Origin of the sequence: Leptospira mayottensis 200901116, from assembly GCF_000306675.2 — a bacterium.
Taxonomy (GTDB): domain Bacteria; phylum Spirochaetota; class Leptospiria; order Leptospirales; family Leptospiraceae; genus Leptospira; species Leptospira mayottensis.
The window spans coordinates 2,026,088-2,044,954 of record NZ_CP024871.1; the positions used below are offsets into that span (position 1 = coordinate 2,026,088).

Here is an 18,867-nt window from a genome sequence, read left to right on the forward strand (position 1 = left end):
AGATTGTTTCGAATTTTAGTTTTAGGGACAGGAGCCATTGCCGGACTTTACGCCGGTAAACTCAAACAAGTCGGTTGTAGGATCGATTTCTGGGTTCGAAGAAATTCTTCCGAATTGGAAAAAAACGGCTTCGAAATAGAAAGTTCTCTTTGGGGAAATTTCCGATACAGAGCGGATCGAATTTTAGAATCCGTTCCTGATGATTTAAAGGAATACGATCTCATTCTCAATTGTTTAAAATGTCTTCCGGAAATTCGTCTTGAAGCGATCTTAGGAAAACATATTCCAAATAATCTACCGATCCTACTTTTACAAAACGGAATCGGAATCGAAGAACCGATTTCCTCTCTTTATCCGGACAATGAAATTTTAAGCGGACTTGCTTTTGTCTGTGCCAATCGTATCAACAATGGCAAAATTCTTCATCTGGACTACGGAGAATTGACGATCGGATCTTGGAATCGGAATCCTTCTTCCATTTGCAGTCAAATCGTAGAGCTTTTTAATAAGGCCGGAGTTCCGACTCAAAGTACGGAAATGATCCGACAAGCTCGTTGGAAAAAACTGATGTGGAACGCTCCCTTTAATCCGATCAGTGTTCTTTCGGGTGGAAAAAATACTTCTGAAATATTGGCTCAAACGTTTGGCCGTAAACTCGTAATTGAAATCATGAAAGAAGTTCAAAAACTTTCCAAACTCGACGGAGCGGAAATTCCCGATATTCAAATAGAAGCCTTTCTCCAAATGACCGAAATGATGAAGCCATATAAGACAAGTATGCTTTTGGATTTCGAGGCTGGAAGAGTTTTGGAACTGGAAGCAATTCTTGGAAACGCAATTCGAATCGGAGAAAATAGAGGTTTAGAAGTTCCCCACATTCAAACCCTTTATTTTCTTTTGAAATTACGAACGGAGTCCGCTCATAAATTCGAACTTTTCTAACCTACCTCTCGGAATGTGGGAACTCCCACTATTCCATAACACCGAATTGGATCTATCTGTTGATTTGTTAAGGCAAAATTTTTGAATTCAACTTAAACTTGTCGTAAAATCTTAGACCCCGCCTGGTTTAACGATAAAAAACAGTTCAAAAGTCTATAAACTCTTCCAAAGAAACGGAATCTGCGGGAACTACCAAGCTTTTTTATTACAACAGAAACGTATAAAATAAACTGCCTCTCTAAAATGTAGGAATTCACACCTAAATAAATTACCCGGAAAAAATGTAAATTGTGGTGCCCCTCGCATTTGCGCAAAAATCCATCTTTGGTTTTCGATATTATTTTTATACATCTTCATAATAATAGTTTAACAACCATAATTACTCTTCAGATTTCAGGACAAGTTTTTAGAACGAATTGAGAAGTTTTTTAATTCCTTTCTCCAATCCATCCAAGGACAAAAAGTACATTGGCACTTGATTTCCGATTTCTCGTATCGTAGGTGCGTCCCAGTATTTGATCGGTTCAGGATTCAACCATATCGAATTCCGAAAATGTTTTCGAATTCGTTTTAAGGAATCCAAGCCCGATTCCGGATTTTCGGGAAGCCGAAAATCCATCCGGAATCGACTATGATAAAAACCGTATGTGGGATCAAGCAACTCATAAGGAGCCATGTATGCGTCACCGATAAGAATCAACTTCGTGTCATCACTGTGCTTTTGAAAAATTCTCTGCAGAGAAATTGGGGTTCTCATATTCGCCTTTGGATAAACTGCATCGTAGATGATATTGTGAAAATAATAATAATGAAATTCCTTGAAATGATTTATCTGATGACTTGCTGAAAAGAGCTTATTGACCCTTTCCGCATGTGAAGTCATACTTCCTCCCGTATCCATCAGCAAAAGAACCTTGAGTCCGTTCTTTCTGGAACGCTCGAACTCGATCTGAATGTCACCTGCGTTTCTACAAGTGGAATCAATCGTTTTCGGAAGATGGAACTCGGATATGCCCTCTTTTCTTAAGTTTCTCAGTTTTTTGAGAGCGGTTTTGATCTGACGTACATCGAGTTGTTCGTCTGTCCTATATTCTTTATAACGTCTTTCTAATGCTTGAAAAACCGCGGAACGATTTCCCGCCTCCCCGCCCACCCTGACCCCTTCCGGATTTTTTCCTCCGTGTCCAAAAGGTGACGATCCTCCGGTTCCAACCCACTTACTTCCCCCGTGATGTTCTCCCCTTTGCTCTTCGAGACGTTTTTTAAATTCTTCCAAAAGTTGATCCGGCGGAATCAGGGAAGGAGGAAGTTTATTCGGATTATCAAATATCTGATTCAACCAATCCAATAAATCTTGTTTCAGCTCAGGTTTGAGTGCACCCTTTTCCCCGAAAATTTCGGAAAAAACGAGATCGAAGGAATCGAAATGCTTGATGTCCTTTACCATACAAGCTCTGGAAAAGCGATAGAGTTCGTTCAAATCAATCCATACCTTCTGATAAGTTGTATAATGATCTACAACTTTCAAAAAATCCAAAAATTCTCCCGTCGTAACCGGTATCCCTTCCGCCCTAAGCCTATAAAAAAATGGGATAAACATTTTAATTTCTGAATAACCTCAGATCCTCTTCGTTTTTTATAAGCGCGCCGAGAAACGGAATTCGAACCTCGTCTTTTAATACCGCTCCTTGGTGTACTAAAATCTGAATCCAATCCAAAAGTTCACTTGTCCCCGGTTTCTTTTTCAAATCGTCCATTCTCCGAATGAGGTAAAACATCTCAAGAGCTTTGATGAGCAACGTATGGCCTACCCCCGGATAATGAGAAAGAATGATCTTTTTCATAAATTCTGGATCCGGAAATTCTATATAATGAAAAATACATCTTCTTAAAAAAGCCGCAGGTAGTTCCTTTTCGTTATTTGAAGTGATAATAGTCAAAGGGCGATGTTTTGCTTGAATACGTTTCGAAATTTCGGGAATGAAAAATTCCATTCGATCCAGCTCTAAAAGTAGATCGTTCGGAAATTCAATATCGGCCTTATCTATTTCGTCGATGAGAACGATCGATTTTTTATCCAGACTAAACGCTTCTCCAAGCGCACCAAGTCGAATATAATTTTCTATATTCTTTACTTTTTCGGAGTCCTCTGAAAAACGAGAATCATTCAATCGAGAAACCGCGTCATAAAAATACAAACCCTCTTTCGCCTGGGTGATAGATTTGATATGCCAGGTATATAAAAAAAGTTTTCTTTGATCCGCGAGATATTCGGCTAAAAGAGATTTGCCGGTTCCGGGCTCTCCCTTTAAAAGTAAAGGACGAGAGGTTACTTCGGCGAGAAGGATCGCTTCTTCCAATGCGGGAGATAATAGATAGGTTTCAGTGGATAGTTTCATGAGAAGTCTGGAATTGATTCTAACGTGAAGGCGGTTCCCTGCAAGAGAAAAACCTTTTTTCTATCTAACTTCGAAAACGACACTATCAATGATCTTTCCATCCTTATCTTGCAAGGAAAGAATATGAAATCCGCGCTCGGGTTTCCAAAATACATCCTTTTGTTTGGCTTCCTGAATTCTTTTCCCATCCAAGACCCATCGAAATCCGGACATAAACGCAGACGCAGAAAAATAGAGTTTCTGTCTTCCTTCAGGGATATCTGGATCCAACGCGTAAATTGTTTCGTTTCCAGGAATCAAAATCTTAGGAATAGAAGATGATTCCACAAGCTGACGTACGTGCGAATCACGAAAGGCCTCAAAGGATGTACTCGGTTGTTTTTCTCTTTCCTGAAGTAGATTCATCACCGCATTCCAAATCGGAGCCGCCCCCGTAACTCCACTCACGTCCCACATAGGGCTTCCATCCAAATTGCCGACCCAAACACCAACCGTATAATTTTTCGAATACCCCACACACCAATTGTCTCTCATGTCCTGGGAAGTTCCCGTTTTTACCGCCGTAAAAAACCGAGTGCTAAGATGATTGTTGAGACCGAAGGAAAGAAAACGGTATTCCCGATTGGATAAAATTTCGTCTAACGTTTCAGTAGCTTGTTTCGTATAAATTCTATTCCAAAGATTTCCTTCTCGGAAATTTTCCTCAAGTGTTTGTTTTGCTTCGTATGGAAAAAAGGTAGGCTTAGAACCCATCCCTCCGTTTGCAAGAGTTCTATAAGCGTTGGTCAATTCAAAAAGTGTAACGTCCGCGCTTCCAAGAGCCAGTGAAGATCCATAAAAATCCGCCCGCTTCAATCCGCTCAAACCAAGGTCCTTCAATCTCTGAACAAAACTAGGAACACTTACAAGATCTAAAACGTGGACCGCAGGAATATTCAAGGAAGAGGCAAGCGCATATTTCGCCTGCACGTTTCCATGATACGTGTCGCTGTAATTCGATGGTTTGTAAATTCCGGAAACCGCGTTCCATTCAGCAGGAATATCTTCCAAAATGGAATTCGGCTTTAACACTTCCTTTTCAAATGCAAGTCCGTATAAAAACGGCTTCAACGTGGAACCTGCCTGTCTTTTGGACGGAATAGAGTCCACATAAAAAGAAGAACTATCTGGAAGATTTCCGACGTAAACCAAAATGGCACCGGATAAGTTGTCTAAGACTAGAATTCCGGCTTCAGCTACGTTTTGTTTTTTCAACCCGTCTATAATGTTTTTTGCAAGTTCGGTAACCTTCCATTGAAGATCAAAGTCCAAGGTCGTTTTGACTTTCCCGTCTCTGGAAAGAAATTCCGGATTCTCTCTAAAAATTTTTTGAGCCGCATGAAACGCAATTCCTTCAATGGCAGGCAAACTGTTTATCTTTGTGGTCATCCGATCGACCACACTTTCAAAAAAATCACAAAGTTCCTCCCTTTGAATTTTTTTTGCAAGGACACAACTTCGTTTGACTAAAGCGGAAGAACTTGCTCCCGGAAACGGAAGCATCGCAACAAGGAGAACAGACTCTGCGTCACTCAAAGCAGAAGGCTCCTTTTGAAAAAGCCCTCGGCTCGCCGCTCTGAGTCCCTTGTGCTCTCCTCGAAACTGAATTAGATTGAGATAGCCCATGAGAATTTCGTTCTTGCTCCAGGTCTGTTCTATCTTTTGAGCGAATCTCATCTGTTCCCATTTATCGAAAATGTTTCTACGCCCCGGTTTGGTACCGAGAAAAATTCCAGCGAGTTGCATGGAAAGTGTACTCGCCCCTCTCTTTGAATTTCCTAAGACTCTATCCTTCATTGCACCTAAAATCGCAAGTGGATCCACTCCAGAATGTTCAAAGAACCGTTTGTCCTCCTGCATAAATAAGGCTAGCAATAAGGTTTCCGGAATTTCTCCCTCTTCTGTCCAGGATAATTTTCTTTCCCGAACGTTAAACCGGATCGTCTGCAAAAATCTTCCGTGAAGATCCAAAATTGTCCCGTCGGAAGGACGGTACGAGTCTCGAATTTCCCTGTAGGAGGGAATTTCTTCGGAAGAAATTACATTTGAATAAAAGAATATACCAATAAACAAAAATACCGATATATTCTTCTTATACATGAGGAATTTATTCCTTCGTCACGATTTGATCCAGGTTCAGAATTTCCGCAAACTGATCTGGAAGATACATCGCTTCGGTCCTAGTAGGAGGTAAGACAAATTTTCCAGTATGATTGATTCGATATATGTATTCAAGAGTCACAGAACCCGCAGGCAAATATTCAAAATACGCCGTATAACCTTCCCATTTTCTTTCCACAAAAGTAGGAGATGACCATCCGTTATCGTCCCTTGCAAATTCGGCACTGATTCTTGAATCGTTCCCGAGTCCTGTGCCTAAAATGTTAGCCCCCGCCGGAATTGGATCTTTGACGGCAATCCAAGATAAATCAGACTCGGTATAAATTTTCAGACGAACACGTACCAAATCTCCTTCTCGAAACGACAACTTCTTATTTCCGGATTCATCCAACATTTCCTTTTCCATTCTCATCCCGCTTTCCAATTTTTCTTTCAAAGGTAAGGCGGCTTTTGTATGGATTACGACATATGGTTTTCCGTTTCCGTTTTGAACGAATTTTAGGTTTTGTGTATTTTTCGGCATTGGAATCAAAACCGTGGGGGGATCTTTTTTATTCTTCCACTCCAAAGTGTTTGAATTGTTTTCCAAAGTGATTGTAGTGTTTCCTTCGACGGAATCCCTTTCAAACTGTTTCGAATATATTTGAAACGCAAGAACTCCGAGAGCATTTGCAGGTGTGATATCCCAGTGTCCCTTGGATTGCCTTGCAATCGCTCCGCGGATCAATCGAGGAAGGTCCTCTTTCCAACTTGGATCTTTTGCGACGGAAAGGATCGTTTTCATCACGGTCGAATCGTTGGAAGACAAAAGCCACCAAAGACTAGATTCGTCTACAAAATTATAGGAGGTTCCTTGGATTCTGAATCTAGATTTCAAGAGAGCATCTAATCGAGAAATCTGGTCTTTATATATTCCGGATTTCGAATATATGTTTCTCAAACTGATCAGAATATCAGTAGGAAGAATTTTAAGATCTGTCTGAACGGATCGAATTACATCGTCTCCGACCGGCTGAAAACGGGATATTGCATCTAGGACGATAATTTTTTTTAAAAGAAAATCCGTATTTGAGATATAACCGTTCCTATAAATCAGACCTTTAGTATATCGATTCAGAGCCTCCAAAAGAGTTTCTCGAATTGAATCCGGAATTTTATAACCGGATTCGGAGGCAAGAACCAACACATAACTCGTTAAAATTTCGCTTCCATACCAAGACATCGGAAAGAATTTTAATAGCCCATCCCCGTCCAGATAAACGTTCAATTGATTCATAATCCGATCCCAATCATTCTGAGATCCGATCGAAACGGCTTTGGAAAGTTTTTGCTCCAAGCAAGAATATGGATAACGATTCATATATTCTCTGGAAGAAAGAATCGCTCCGCCGGTGAGAGAGGATTTTAAACTGATCTCAAGTTCTCCGCTTCCCGAAATCGCCTCCTGATTCTCCTGAATCGGAAGACTGAGTGTTCCGTCTTCCAAACGCCGAAAAGTGGATTGCAAAATTCGAACGGGAACCGACTCTCCTACCCTCTGACGAAAACGAAGCGTATCCGTAAAAGGTCCGTTTCCCACTTCCTTGGTTTGGAATTCATAGACAATTTCGTCTTTTCTTGTAGGAATTGAAAGATTCCAATGAACGTTTGCAGATTCCCCCGGCTTTAATTGAATATTCTTAATTTCTAATTTAAGATCGGGTAAAGTTTTTGGATTGATTTCAAGTTCTAAAGTTTTTTCCGTCGTATTTTTGAGAGAAATTCCACTCAGTACATTATCTTTTTCCCTAACAAATGGAGCGACCGAAGGATAAATAAGAACATCCTTTGTGGTTTGAATCTGAGTCGAACCGGAACCAAACTTATCTTTTCCAGAGTGAACGATCGCGACGACCTTAAAAGAAGTCAACGAATCGTTCAGAGGAATTTCCACTTCTAAAAATCCATTCCCGTCCGGTTTCAAATCCGGTTTCCAATAAAGAAGAGTATCAAACAACTCTCTGGTTGTCGCTCCGCCTCCGCCTCCTCCCGACGGCTGACTTTTTAATCCGAAATGTCTTCTACCCACTACCTGAAGTTGAGCGGTGGAAGTTTCCACCGAGTTTCCTCGCTGGTACATCATGGCTCGAAGTAAATCCCAAGTATCGTTGGATTTTAATTCCAAAAGACCCTGATCGACAGCGACTAATGTGATTTTTGAATCTTTTTTTACCTGTACGGAAGGATGGTCGATCTGAACTTTTACTTTTACTTTTTGTCTCGCCTTATAAACGGCCTTATCCGTTTCCACACGGACAGGAATCTCAAAAGGTTTCCAACCGACTCGAATTTGAGCTACTCCCAATCGAAAAGAAGGTTTTGCTAAATCGACAAACGCAGTTTCCTTCGGACTATCCACTCTTCCCCGAACCGCCAAAACAGAAACGAACACATTCGGAGCAAACGAACTTTCAACAGGGATTTCAACGATCGGTTCTTTACCGCTGAGAGTTTTGATATACGAACTGAGAATTCCCTCCCTTTCCACGGTGATAAGAGCGGTTGCCTCTCGAAACGGCATTCTCACTTGAAATCTGGCTTTCTCACCCGCCTGGTATTCCTTTTTCTCGGGGAGAAGATCCATACGATCATGATCGCTCGCCGCAAACCAAAAATCCTCCTCACTACTGATCCAAACGGAAGAATTCGCTTTTACATCTTCTCCAGAAAGGGAAGCTTCGAAATAGACTTCTCCGGTCGCATTTACAGGACCGCTACAAAATAAAATCCCTTTCGCATTCGTTTTACCGGAACAGAATTTCCCCACTTCGTTTACTTCGTATTTATGTTCGTAACTATAGAAGCCGCCGACTAAGCGTTTTCGATTGGAATAATATTTTTTCGTAAATGCGACTACATTTATCTTCTTTCCTTCTATCGGCGTCCCTTTTAAATCAAGAACCGCAACCTTAAACCGAACCGAGTCTCGAACCGCGACCCAACTTTCAGGAGCGATTCCGATATGATATTCAGAAGGATAAATCGGAAAAGATCTGAATGCGCTTTGAATCTCTCCATTCGGATCCTTGTATTCGAGTTCCGCTTCGAGCTTTTGAATCGTATCGGATTTTGGAATCGACCTCACTGTCGTTTCGAAAAAACCTTTTGCGTCTAACGTGAGTTGCGTTTTTGTAAAACCAGTTACCGAAATCGGTTCTTCATTTTCTTCTGATTTACGGTCCACCAAACCGTTGCTAAATGAAAAATCGGAATAATCGGGAAAATATACTCCACCCCCGACCGTAACCCGGGTTCTCAAAAGAACAGGGAGTTTACCGGCTCCTCCGCCTGAAAGGTAACGAACGCTACCGGAAAGTTCTAACTTAGAAGGACCGACATTTGGACCGGAAACTTGAAAATCCGCTTTCATAAGCGGAATTCTAAATTCTTCCACCCTGAATTCTCCGATGGAAACCGAATCACTATTCCCAAATTCGCTTAATAAAATCCGATATATCCCCAAATTGGCTTCTTTTGGTATTTTGAATTGAAGAGAACTCGTTCCTTCTTGGTTCCATTTTAAGGAAATGGAATATTCTTTATCGCTACCGGAATGAACAATTTTCGCAAACGCCGGATATTCGTTTCGTGCTGGAACCTCGAAGCCGAATTGTCTTTTAGTTCTTGAAATAAGTTTAATGGAAACGGTTTCTCCGGCGCGAAACAAGGTTCTATCCAAAATCGGGTGAAATAAAATGTTGTTGTCTCCAGAATCTCCCGGAAGATTGAATCTCCAATTCTCAATTCCATTCTGCCAACGAGTATGAGTAAAAGTAAAATCGTCTTCGAAAGTCGCGGTTAAAAGCAGACCATTTTCGTACGATTTCCAAGAACAATGCGGAACTTTATTTCGAGGTGGAATTCCTTTTACGAGAAGAGTTCCCCCAGGTCCCGTTTTACCTACAAAAATTTTTTCGTTCTTACAATTGAAGATCTGAATGTCGGCACCTGGTACCGGCTTAGCATCATTCAACTTTGTCACCCAAACAAGAGAGGATTCTTTCCCCCACTTAAAATGAAGGGAAAGGTTGGTCACCAGAGCAGCTGTACGAACATAAAACGGTTGATTGATTCCTAATAAAGAATTTCCTAATATGTCCGATTTCATTTCGACCACATGGAAACCTGGTTTTTTCAAGGGAATTCCCACGACCTCAAAACGACGAACTCCCTGTTTGCTCTGGAGTTTGATCTCGTTCGTGAAAGATGGATTTTGAGAAGAATCAAAGATAGAACGACGGTGTTCCAAATTTTCAATCGTTTTGAGAAATTGAACGATTTCTGCAATCTGTCCCGACCCAAGAATCAATTCTTTTCCAGTAAATTGTTTTGGGTGATCCTCTTTTCCAGTGGCCCAGTTGAAAATTTCTTTTCCCTTTTCTTTCAATTTATCGAATTGTTCTTTGATAACACCCTCCGTGTCAGGACTCGTTTTCACCTGATAGAGACGTACTGGATTCTCCGCTTCCAGATTTCGAATTGTAACGGGGAGAATCGCCTCCGGAAATCTTTCTAAAATTCCGAACTTGGAAGAGAATTTCAAAAGAGGAGGATAATCGTCCGTGGAAACCATAAGAGGAAACGAAGATTGATTGGCAAGAAGTCGTCCCGCGTCGTCTTTTATGCCGGATGGAAGGATAATTTGAAATTTGGACTTTGGAGCAAGAGGAACTGGAAAACTGATTCCATAGTCATAATTTCCATTCTCGGAGGAGACCTTGGGGGGAATCTTTTTCCCATCGCTTGTTTGAAGCTGAATCTTTTGAAGAATTTCTACAGATACGGGAGAATTAAAATTCAACCTCAACGGCAAAGAGGGAATACAAGCGGCCCTTGCATTGACTCGATCACAGTTGAATTCCGCTCGGAAAGGTTGTCTTACAGTATATTCAATTTTTCTTGTAGAGCTTCTCGGGATTCCCGATTTTGATTTCAACCCTTGTTCCAAAATGAGATGAATTTTTTTTCCGCTTGGAAATTTCTGATCTGGTTTGATAAGAATCGTTTTTTCGGTTTTTCCTTCCCTGTAATTTGCTTTCAAAATTTCACTTTCGATAGAACCTTTGATTCGACTAAAACCGACCTTATCCTTGAGTCCCTCGATCACGAAATAAATATGATCACTTGCAGAAGAAAAATCCGGCTCGGAATCCAAATCCAAAATAAAAACCTGATCCTCGTCGATAATTCCTCCTTCATAAGGAGAGGAAGAATCCATTTCGGGACCTCCCGTATTAAAGGAAAATTTTTCTCCCTCATCCAAGGAATTTCCTGTGACCGACTTCAGCTTCTTCGTTTCAAAAGTACATTCCACTCCACCGGGTAGAAGTTCGGTAAATTCAAAAACCCAATTTTTATCATCTACCCAACGTTGTACACCTTGTAAAGGACAACGAACCTCGAACGGGTTTAAAGAAAATTTTGGATTTCCCAAAGGAATCATTGATTCGGAAAAACGAGCCCTTACTTGGGAAGGTTTTTTGACTTCTCCGATTGGACTAAATTCGATCTTTACTTGAGCGTTTAAACTGGAGGACCAAAAAAAGAGAAAAGTAATTCCCCAAAAAAATACAAAGATATTCGTCTTTAAGGATCGTTGCATTTGACACAAATCCCGGCCAATTATAGGAGATAAAATCTCCCATAAGAAAGAATAGAGAGAGTTCAAAATGTTTTGTACTAAGTTTCGGAAATAGAACCATTTCCGTTTTTTAACCTTAAAACGTTCGAAATTGAGTTTTCGGATTTGGGTCGTCTTAGAATAGAAATTTAGAAAATAGATTTTAATTAAAAATTGAATCGCAACTACAACAATACGAAAGAAATTTTTTCCACGAACGCTTCCAATTCGTAAAAAAAGAAATTGGGTTTGTAAAAGGTGAATCCAAAAGTTCAAAAGGTTTCTCCCGAAATAGAAAAGTCTGTTTCGAACAAAAAGCCCAAATTCAAAAAGACAATCAAGCGAAAACTCTAACTCAACCCGCGATGCTTGCTTCCCTAATGAGAATATCCGGAACCTTGATAGAAGAATAGGAATCATTGTACTCGTTCGAGATTCCCTCGATTCTAAAAAGAAGATCAAAAAAATTCAGATTCATCGTTATGCTATCCACCGGATGAACGGGGATTCCATTTTTATAATAGATCCCTTGTACACCGATCGAGATTTCTCCGGAAACCGCGCTACATCCTGAACCTCCTTCGAGTTTTAAAACGTAAATACATTCCGGAAAACTACCCAATAATTCTTCGAGAGTTTTATCTCCCTTGGGTACAACGTAATTATTAAACGAAGTGCCGACCCTACCACCATACGAACGAACCGCATTTCCGGTGGGAACGACTCCCTCCTTTTTAGCAGATTCTAGATTATAGAGATAAGTTTGCAGAATTCCATTTTCGATCACTGCCTTTTTACTCGTTAAAACCCCCTCCGCATCAAGAAGTCTCGAACCTGGATAATCCGAAATGTGCGGATCGCAAAACAAGTTCCAATTTTGTGATGCGATTTGTGAACCGATTTTGCCTTCCAGTCTAGACAAACCTTTTTGTACACTATCCGCAGAAAACGGAGAAGAAAACATTCCAAAAATCTGAGGACTGATTCGATTAGAAAGAACGATATTGTACAAACCACTTTTTACAGGTTTTGCTCCCAAAAGAGCCAAAGAACGTTCCGCCGCCGTGGACACGATCAACTCAGGGCTAATACAATCTAAATCCAAACCAGAACGTGTATAGCCCCCCATTTTTTTGGTTTTTCCGTCGGTTGCGACCAACGCAACTCCCGCCGAAATAAGGTTCGATTTTTCACCATGATAAAGTCCATTCGAATTTGCTAATATGAATCGGCTCCAAGTTTTACCTGCGTAAGAATATGGAACATTCTCGATTTTACCCCCGACCGACCAAGCAAGATCATCCAACTTCTCACCTGTGGATTTCAACCATTCAAAACCGAGAGATTCTAAAGATTCCTCGTAAGAACGGATGTTGATTTTGGGAAGATCAGACGGTCCAGGAAGGTCAATATCAAGCGGATCCGAAATTTTAGCCTGCGCAAGTGCATCTTCCACCATCTGAAACAACGCTTCTTCGGATAATTTTTCACTGTAAGAATAACCCGGTTTTCCCGATTGGATGAGACGGATTCCAATCCCTCTGGAATTGGAAAGTTCGGTATTACTCACTCTTTTTCGAAAAAGTTCGATTCCCACCTCTTTGGACTCGGAGCCAACGAGATCGTATTGATCCAACTTTTTCTTTTTACAAACGTCTAACACATATTCAACGGAACTATCCAAATTCATGAACGACCTCCCACGAGAATCTCGTCCACTTTCAAGGAAGGTTGTCCCACTGTGACCGGAACCGATCCCGAAGCCGCACCGCACATTCCAGCCGCGAGTTCCAAGTCGTTGCCTACCATACTGATCTTAGGGAGGATCTCGTCTCCTTTGCCGATAAGCGTTGCGCCTCTAACCGGTTCTGCGATCTTTCCGTTTCGGATAACGTATCCTTCTTCCACGGAAAAATTAAATTCTCCCGTAGACGGATTGACCGAACCGCCTCCCATCTTTTTAGCAAAAAGTCCATATTCGATTCCGGACAACATGGAATCAAAGGAGTCCTTTCCTGCAGCGATGTATGTGTTTCTCATTCTAGAAACGGGAGCATACATGTAACTTTCTCTTCGAGCGCTTCCGGTTTTGGGAACTCCTACTTCTTCCGCTCCGATTCGATCAGCGAGATAACTTTTTAAAATTCCGTTCTCTATCAAAACGGTTTTCTGAGGAGCCGAGCCTTCGTCATCCACAGAGATACTTCCCCAAGAATCAGGAATCGTTCCGTCATCAATAGCGGTCAAACAGGACTGCGCAATTTTTTCCCCGAGCTTATCCACAAAAGGAGAGGATTTTTTACGGATCGCTTCTGTTTCCAACGGATGTCCGCAGGCCTCGTGAAAAATGACTCCACCAAAACCGTTCCCCATCACAACAGGCATTTTCTTTCCTTGAATGTATCCAGCAGACAACATCAAAAGAGCTCTTTCAGCCGCAGTTTTGGAAAGTTGTTCTACGGGAAGTTCATTGAAAAATTCAAAACCCTTTTTAGCTCCTGGATTTTCGGAAGCAACGAATCTTTCTCCTTCTTTTTCCGCGGCGACGTTGATGCTAAAGCGACTTCTTACCCTCAAATCTTCAAGAAACAATCCTTCGGAATTGTAGATTCCGATTCTGGAAACGGAATCAAACGCGGAAACGCTGACTTGAACTATATTCGAAGAAATGCTCCGAGCGTTTTGGTCCGCACGAAATAAAATTTCTAATTTTTCATGAGGAGAAACTTTGCGAGGATCCCTTACGTTTGCCGGAAACGAAGGGGATTTTAAATTACCTTTCAATACGAGCGTTTGTCTTTTTTCTCTTGCGGTTCCTCTGGAATCCGCTAAAAGATCTATGAGAGAAATCAAATGTTCCGAGTCTTCGTTGTTGGTATGTGCGTAGAGAACGTCGGTTCCATAGATAAGTCGGATTCCGATTCCGTAATCGATTCCCGCAAAACTTTGTTCTATTTTTTGATCTCTTAAACTTACGGAAGAAGATCTTGTCTCTTCCTCGAATATTTCTACGAAATCGGCTTTCCTGGAAAGTCCAGCTTCCAAGATGAGTTGGGCTTTGTTTGTCTGCATCCTATCCTTTTAGACTCCTAAGAAATTTGGAGTCCGTAGTTCTTTTTTGATCAAGGCTTTTTGATTTTTTCTCTGTATCTGATCGCATGTGCGGTTGCTTTCCACTTGATTCGATTCCAGACGACCAGAAGAATACTCGTTTCTTCCACTTCAAAACGATAATTGATGATTTCATCCCCTCCGAGTGCCTTGGACTTATCCAACAATTCTCTGTAACCAGTTTCACCCGTCACCCAGAACATGAACCAGGAAGTATAAATTCCTTCGGTTTCTACGGTTCCTAAAATTTGAAAATCGTCCGAGTTTAAAACGTATTGAGTGAAGTTGGTGCTTAGCCCTGGAACACGTATATCTCTATAGATACAACCACCCAATAAAAAGGAAACGGAAAACAAAAGTAAAATACTTTTATATTTCAAAACGTTCATATACTTTCCTCAAATCCTTGAAATGAAATCCATTATAAATTTCGAATATAATTTTGTTCCGGTAATTTCCCCTGCAATGCAAGTCGTATATAATCAATTCCTTTTAAATCGTCAGAATACCTTGGAATCAAATGAAAGTGCATATGAGGAACCATCTCTGAAACCGTCACAGTATAAATTTTAATCGGAGAATGGTTTTTATAGATCCATTTTGTCGCAAACTCTAAGGCTTTTCCGAAATCGGAAAAAGAATCCTTAGTCCACTCCTGATATGAAGTCCAATGAGAATGGGGCTCTATATAAAGATAGCCGTTGAGTTTTTTTTCTTCCTCGCAGTGACGCACCGAAAATTCTCCGAATCTCATAAGAACTTCCGAAAGATCGTCGGACCGATAAAACTTACAAAGCGGGCATTCGGACATTCTATAATAATTTCCAAGATTCTCCTCTTGTATAGGAGAAAATGATCGATAGATAGATTTTAGCGTATAAGCCACCAGGCAAATGTTAGATGCAAGGTATCTTTAGTAGAGAAAGACTTGAAACATATGACTTTTTTGAGCTAAAAAAAGGAAATACACAATAAACAAAATTTAAAAGACAAAAGTACATCGGCCTTCAGTTACCAGTTTTAACGAACTACGGAAGTACCAAATCGTATTGGGTATAAAAAAGATCAGAACAGCTTAAGCTCATATATTCATAGAAGCAACAAATTTTCCTTTTCATTCTTCCCACAAACCAACTGATTGAAAAGTACTTGAAATGAAACCTTAAATCTCAGAAAAATAAACTCACACAAATCGATTTTACTGCGATCATTGATTCATCTTCATTTCAGTTCTTTAAGTTTTAGGATAAACATTGAATTCCCAAATTTTAGACAAGAATTGAATGTATTATAATATCATTCAGAGGTTCCTATGAGACGTTTTTTTTTTGCATTCACTTTCCTGTTATTTTGGAACCAATCAGTAGTCGCAGAAACGTTTCGTATCAAAAACGGAATCACAGCGCTGTTAGGAGATCCGGCAGCCGTGGAAAAATCTTGGCTCATTGAATGGATTCCAGTTTGGAAAAAAGAGGAAGAATCTAGGCTAGAAACATATTTAAAAAAAGTTCTTTCTATTCAATTGAAAAATCCTTCTTTCCCTACTAAGGAAAAGCTCAAAACCGAATTCAAAAAAATCCCGAATCTAGGCGGGATACGAATTAGAAATCAAAAGTCCACTCTGTTTTATCAGGTTTCTTACGGAGCAGAATTTCCAAATCTTTCCCAAATTCGTAGTTTTACGATTAAAGACTATTACGTTGATTTTTATCTCGGAAGACAAACTGGAATTACATCTGTGGAATTCCTAAAAACCGGTTTAACATGTGCATTTTATTATTTCTCGGAAGATGAAACTCTTCTCTATTCTCAAGAATCTTCCGAATGGAAAATCAAAACTGAAAAATCTTTAGGAGAATTAAACTCCTTCTTCAAAACTCGAAATACAAATTGTCAGGGTTGTGAGAAGATTCGATTGGTTGACGGCACGTTATTTTTCTTTCCCTCCCAGTCGGGAATTTCCTTTTGGATTCGTCTTGGAATCAATTTTCTTCTTTTGGTCTCTGCTTTCATCCTTACTATTTTTTTCTTTCGAAATTTTTGGATTCGCAATAGGGAAACACTCAGAAAAGCAATCCAAACCAAAAAAAACTTGGACCAGGAAAAAAAATCGATTCTTTCTCAATAATACTCAAATTTTTGCTATACAAATAATTATATATATTTTACATTAGCTTTCAGAAAACCGGGTGACATAAACCTGAGCTTGTGAAAAAAATCGAAACAAGCTCGTTTTTTGAACCCAAAGGACATCTTTTTGTCCGGATCAGAAGCCATACTTAAAAAAGATAACCGTTGTTTTGACGGTTTGTTTCCTCTAAAAACCGTATTAAGGGAGGAGGCAAAAAACATGGGAGAAGGTATTATGAAGAAAAGTAAAGAAGAAGCTCAAAATGTAGACGATTCCAAAAAGTTAGCGATCGAACAAGCGATGAACCAAATTGAAAAACAATTTGGAAAAGGTGCAATTATGAAATTGGGTTCGGATACTTCCAAACAAACCGTTCAGGTAATTCCTTCCGGTTCTTTGGATTTGGACATCGCGCTTGGAATCGGAGGTTATCCAATTGGAAGAATTGTGGAAATCTACGGACCTGAATCTTCCGGAAAAACGACTATTACTCTTTCAGCAATTGCGGAAGCTCAAAAGAGAGGCGGGGTTGCAGCGTTCATCGATGCGGAACATGCGCTGGATCCCTCCTACGCAAAAAAACTCGGAGTCAATATCGATGAGCTTTTGGTTTCTCAACCGGATAATGGAGAAGAAGCCCTGGAAATCTGCGAATCCTTAGTGCGAAGCAATGCAATCGATTTGATTGTAATCGACTCCGTAGCAGCGCTTGTCCCGAAAGCCGAAATTGAAGGGGATATGGGAGATTCGCACATGGGCTTACAGGCAAGACTCATGTCCCAGGCTCTTAGAAAACTCACAGGAACGATCGCGAAATCTAAAACCGTGGTCATATTTATTAACCAAATTCGGATGAAAATAGGAGTCATGTTCGGTTCTCCGGAAACGACCACAGGCGGAAACGCTCTGAAATTTTATTGTTCGATTCGTTTGGATATTCGAAAAATCGAAACGATCAAGGAAAAAGAAGAATCCGTCGGGAACAGAGTCCGGGTCAAAGTAGTCAAAAATAAGTGTGCCCCTCCATTTAAACAGGCGGAATTTGATATAATCTTCAACGCGGGCATCAGTAGAGAGGGTTCTCTGGTTGACCTTGGTGTAAAGCATGATATCATTCACAAAGCTGGGGCTTGGTATTCCTATAACACAGAAAAAATCGGACAAGGAAAAGAAGCCGCCAAGGAATACCTGAAAAACAATCCTGAAATTGCTTTAACCATTGAAAATATGATCAGAGATTTAAATAGTCTGCCTTTACAGGCTCAGGAAAACAAAAAGCCACGCAAAGAGGAAAAATTAGAACAGGCAGTTGGCTAAAATAAATGGCTTTCTTTTTAGGAACCCTTGACCGCCGGATGAGAAATCGTTCGGCGTTTTTTTTTAATTACAGTATTTTCCAGAAATTAAAATCTTTCTATAAGAGGGTAAAAAAAGACAACAAAGATCATGGCAGAGATTAGCATTTTAGGAGCAGGCGGTTTAACCGGAAAGGAGCTACTTTTGCTTCTTTCCCGCCAAAAGGAACACGAAGTCGTTCATATCACGAGTGATAAACTTGCAGGCAAAACACTTGCCGAAGTTTTTCCCGAAATTCCTTTTCCCAAAAATCTTACCTTCCGCAAACATGAGGCCACAGTTCCCAAAAAATCATTAGTCGTTCTAGCTGTGCCTAACAATGTATCAATCGAGTCGGCTCCTAAATTTTTGGACTTCGGCCACAAAGTAATCGACCTTTCCGGAGTTTATAGACTTCACAATCAAGAAATATTTGAAAAAGCTTATCAATTAAAACATACTCAATTCTCCTATGTGGATAAGGCTGTTTTCGGAATTCCTGAGATTTTTAGGGACAAATTGAAAAACGCAGATTTTGTTTCCAACCCGGGTTGTTTTTCCACTTCCGTAATTCTTCCGGTATTTTTATTAAACGAGCTCAGAAAAAATCTAAGACCTCGGATCATAGCCGATTCCAAATCAGGGGTCTCCGGCGCAGGTGGAAGAACCGAAGACGCAGGTTACTCTTATACAGGAGTGTACGAAAACTTTCGAGCTTATAAGATTCTTTCCCATCAACACGAACCAGAAATTAAAGAATACGTTTACGCTCATTCGAAACTTCCCGAACCGGAAGTCGTTTTCACTCCCCATTTATTACCGGTTTATAGAGGAATTCTTTCGACGATTGTATTAGAGTTTGATACCGAACCTTCTGCTGACCCGATTTCCGTTCTACAAAACTCTTGTAAAAACGAACCTTTCCTTAGAATCTTAAAAACTCCGGAAGAGATCGAACTGAAAAGAGTTCAACATACGAACTTTTTGGATATTTCGGTAAGAAAAAGAGGAAATACATTAGTTGTTGTTTCCGCTTTGGACAACCTCGTAAAAGGTGCCGCAGGACAAGCCCTACAAAACATCAATCTCATGACCGGAACAAAGGAGATTTTGGGATTATTCCCCTGATT

12 protein-coding genes are annotated in these 18,867 nt (G+C 40.4%); 4 read left to right on the forward strand and 8 right to left on the reverse strand.

Annotated features, from left to right (window positions below; genetic code table 11):
- The first annotated feature begins 3 nt into the window (after window positions 1–3).
- Window positions 4–942 (forward strand): ketopantoate reductase family protein, encoded by a 939-nt coding sequence (locus LEP1GSC190_RS09105; protein WP_004279702.1) that lies wholly within the window; start codon window positions 4–6, stop codon window positions 940–942.
- Window positions 943–1,348: 406 nt separating this feature from the next.
- On the opposite strand, the gene LEP1GSC190_RS09110 is transcribed toward LEP1GSC190_RS09105, so the two are convergent.
- The 8 genes from LEP1GSC190_RS09110 to LEP1GSC190_RS09145 all read right to left on the reverse strand — a co-directional run bounded on the left by LEP1GSC190_RS09110 (window position 1,349) and on the right by LEP1GSC190_RS09145 (window position 15,082).
- Window positions 1,349–2,542 carry a hypothetical protein gene (locus tag LEP1GSC190_RS09110; RefSeq protein ID WP_002761241.1) on the reverse strand — a complete coding sequence of 398 codons (1,194 nt, stop codon included), beginning with the start codon at window positions 2,540–2,542 and terminating at the stop codon, window positions 1,349–1,351.
- 1 nt (window position 2,543) lies between these two features.
- Entirely contained in the window at window positions 2,544–3,341 is a 798-nt protein-coding gene (locus LEP1GSC190_RS09115) for an AAA family ATPase (RefSeq protein ID WP_002761305.1), read from the reverse strand.
- Window positions 3,342–3,401: 60 nt separating this feature from the next.
- Window positions 3,402–5,480, reverse strand: coding sequence for a penicillin-binding protein 1C (gene pbpC, locus LEP1GSC190_RS09120; RefSeq protein ID WP_004279338.1), 2,079 nt, complete (start codon window positions 5,478–5,480; stop codon window positions 3,402–3,404).
- Window positions 5,481–5,487: 7 nt separating this feature from the next.
- Window positions 5,488–11,436 carry an alpha-2-macroglobulin family protein gene (locus LEP1GSC190_RS09125; protein ID WP_004279692.1) on the reverse strand — a complete coding sequence of 1,983 codons (5,949 nt, stop codon included), beginning with the start codon at window positions 11,434–11,436 and terminating at the stop codon, window positions 5,488–5,490.
- A gap of 79 nt (window positions 11,437–11,515) precedes the next feature.
- Window positions 11,516–12,850: a TldD/PmbA family protein gene (locus LEP1GSC190_RS09130; RefSeq protein WP_002761249.1), complete on the reverse strand. Its 1,335-nt coding sequence runs from the start codon at window positions 12,848–12,850 to the stop codon at window positions 11,516–11,518.
- The gene (locus tag LEP1GSC190_RS09135) at window positions 12,847–14,232 is read right to left on the reverse strand and encodes a TldD/PmbA family protein (protein WP_004279634.1); all 1,386 of its coding nucleotides are present in this window, start codon (window positions 14,230–14,232) and stop codon (window positions 12,847–12,849) included. Before LEP1GSC190_RS09135 ends, LEP1GSC190_RS09130 begins: the two co-directional genes overlap by 4 nt.
- Before the next feature lie 50 nt (window positions 14,233–14,282).
- On the reverse strand, window positions 14,283–14,660 hold the full coding sequence (locus LEP1GSC190_RS09140) for an LIC11742 family lipoprotein (protein WP_002761244.1): 378 nt from the start codon (window positions 14,658–14,660) through the stop codon (window positions 14,283–14,285).
- A 32-nt stretch (window positions 14,661–14,692) separates the two neighbouring features.
- A complete protein-coding gene (locus tag LEP1GSC190_RS09145; RefSeq protein ID WP_004279539.1) occupies window positions 14,693–15,082 on the reverse strand; it encodes an HIT family protein in 390 nt (129 codons plus the stop codon).
- Window positions 15,083–15,583: 501 nt separating this feature from the next.
- Between LEP1GSC190_RS09145 and LEP1GSC190_RS09150 the strand changes: the two genes are divergently transcribed.
- The 3 genes from LEP1GSC190_RS09150 to argC all read left to right on the forward strand — a co-directional run bounded on the left by LEP1GSC190_RS09150 (window position 15,584) and on the right by argC (window position 18,865).
- Window positions 15,584–16,399, forward strand: a complete 816-nt coding sequence (locus tag LEP1GSC190_RS09150) for a hypothetical protein (protein WP_002761277.1) — start codon at window positions 15,584–15,586, stop codon at window positions 16,397–16,399.
- A gap of 222 nt (window positions 16,400–16,621) precedes the next feature.
- Entirely contained in the window at window positions 16,622–17,719 is a 1,098-nt protein-coding gene (gene recA, locus LEP1GSC190_RS09155; protein WP_036035240.1) for a recombinase RecA, read from the forward strand.
- Window positions 17,720–17,848: 129 nt separating this feature from the next.
- Entirely contained in the window at window positions 17,849–18,865 is a 1,017-nt protein-coding gene (argC, locus tag LEP1GSC190_RS09160; protein WP_002761303.1) for an N-acetyl-gamma-glutamyl-phosphate reductase, read from the forward strand.
- Window positions 18,866–18,867: the final 2 nt, after the last annotated feature.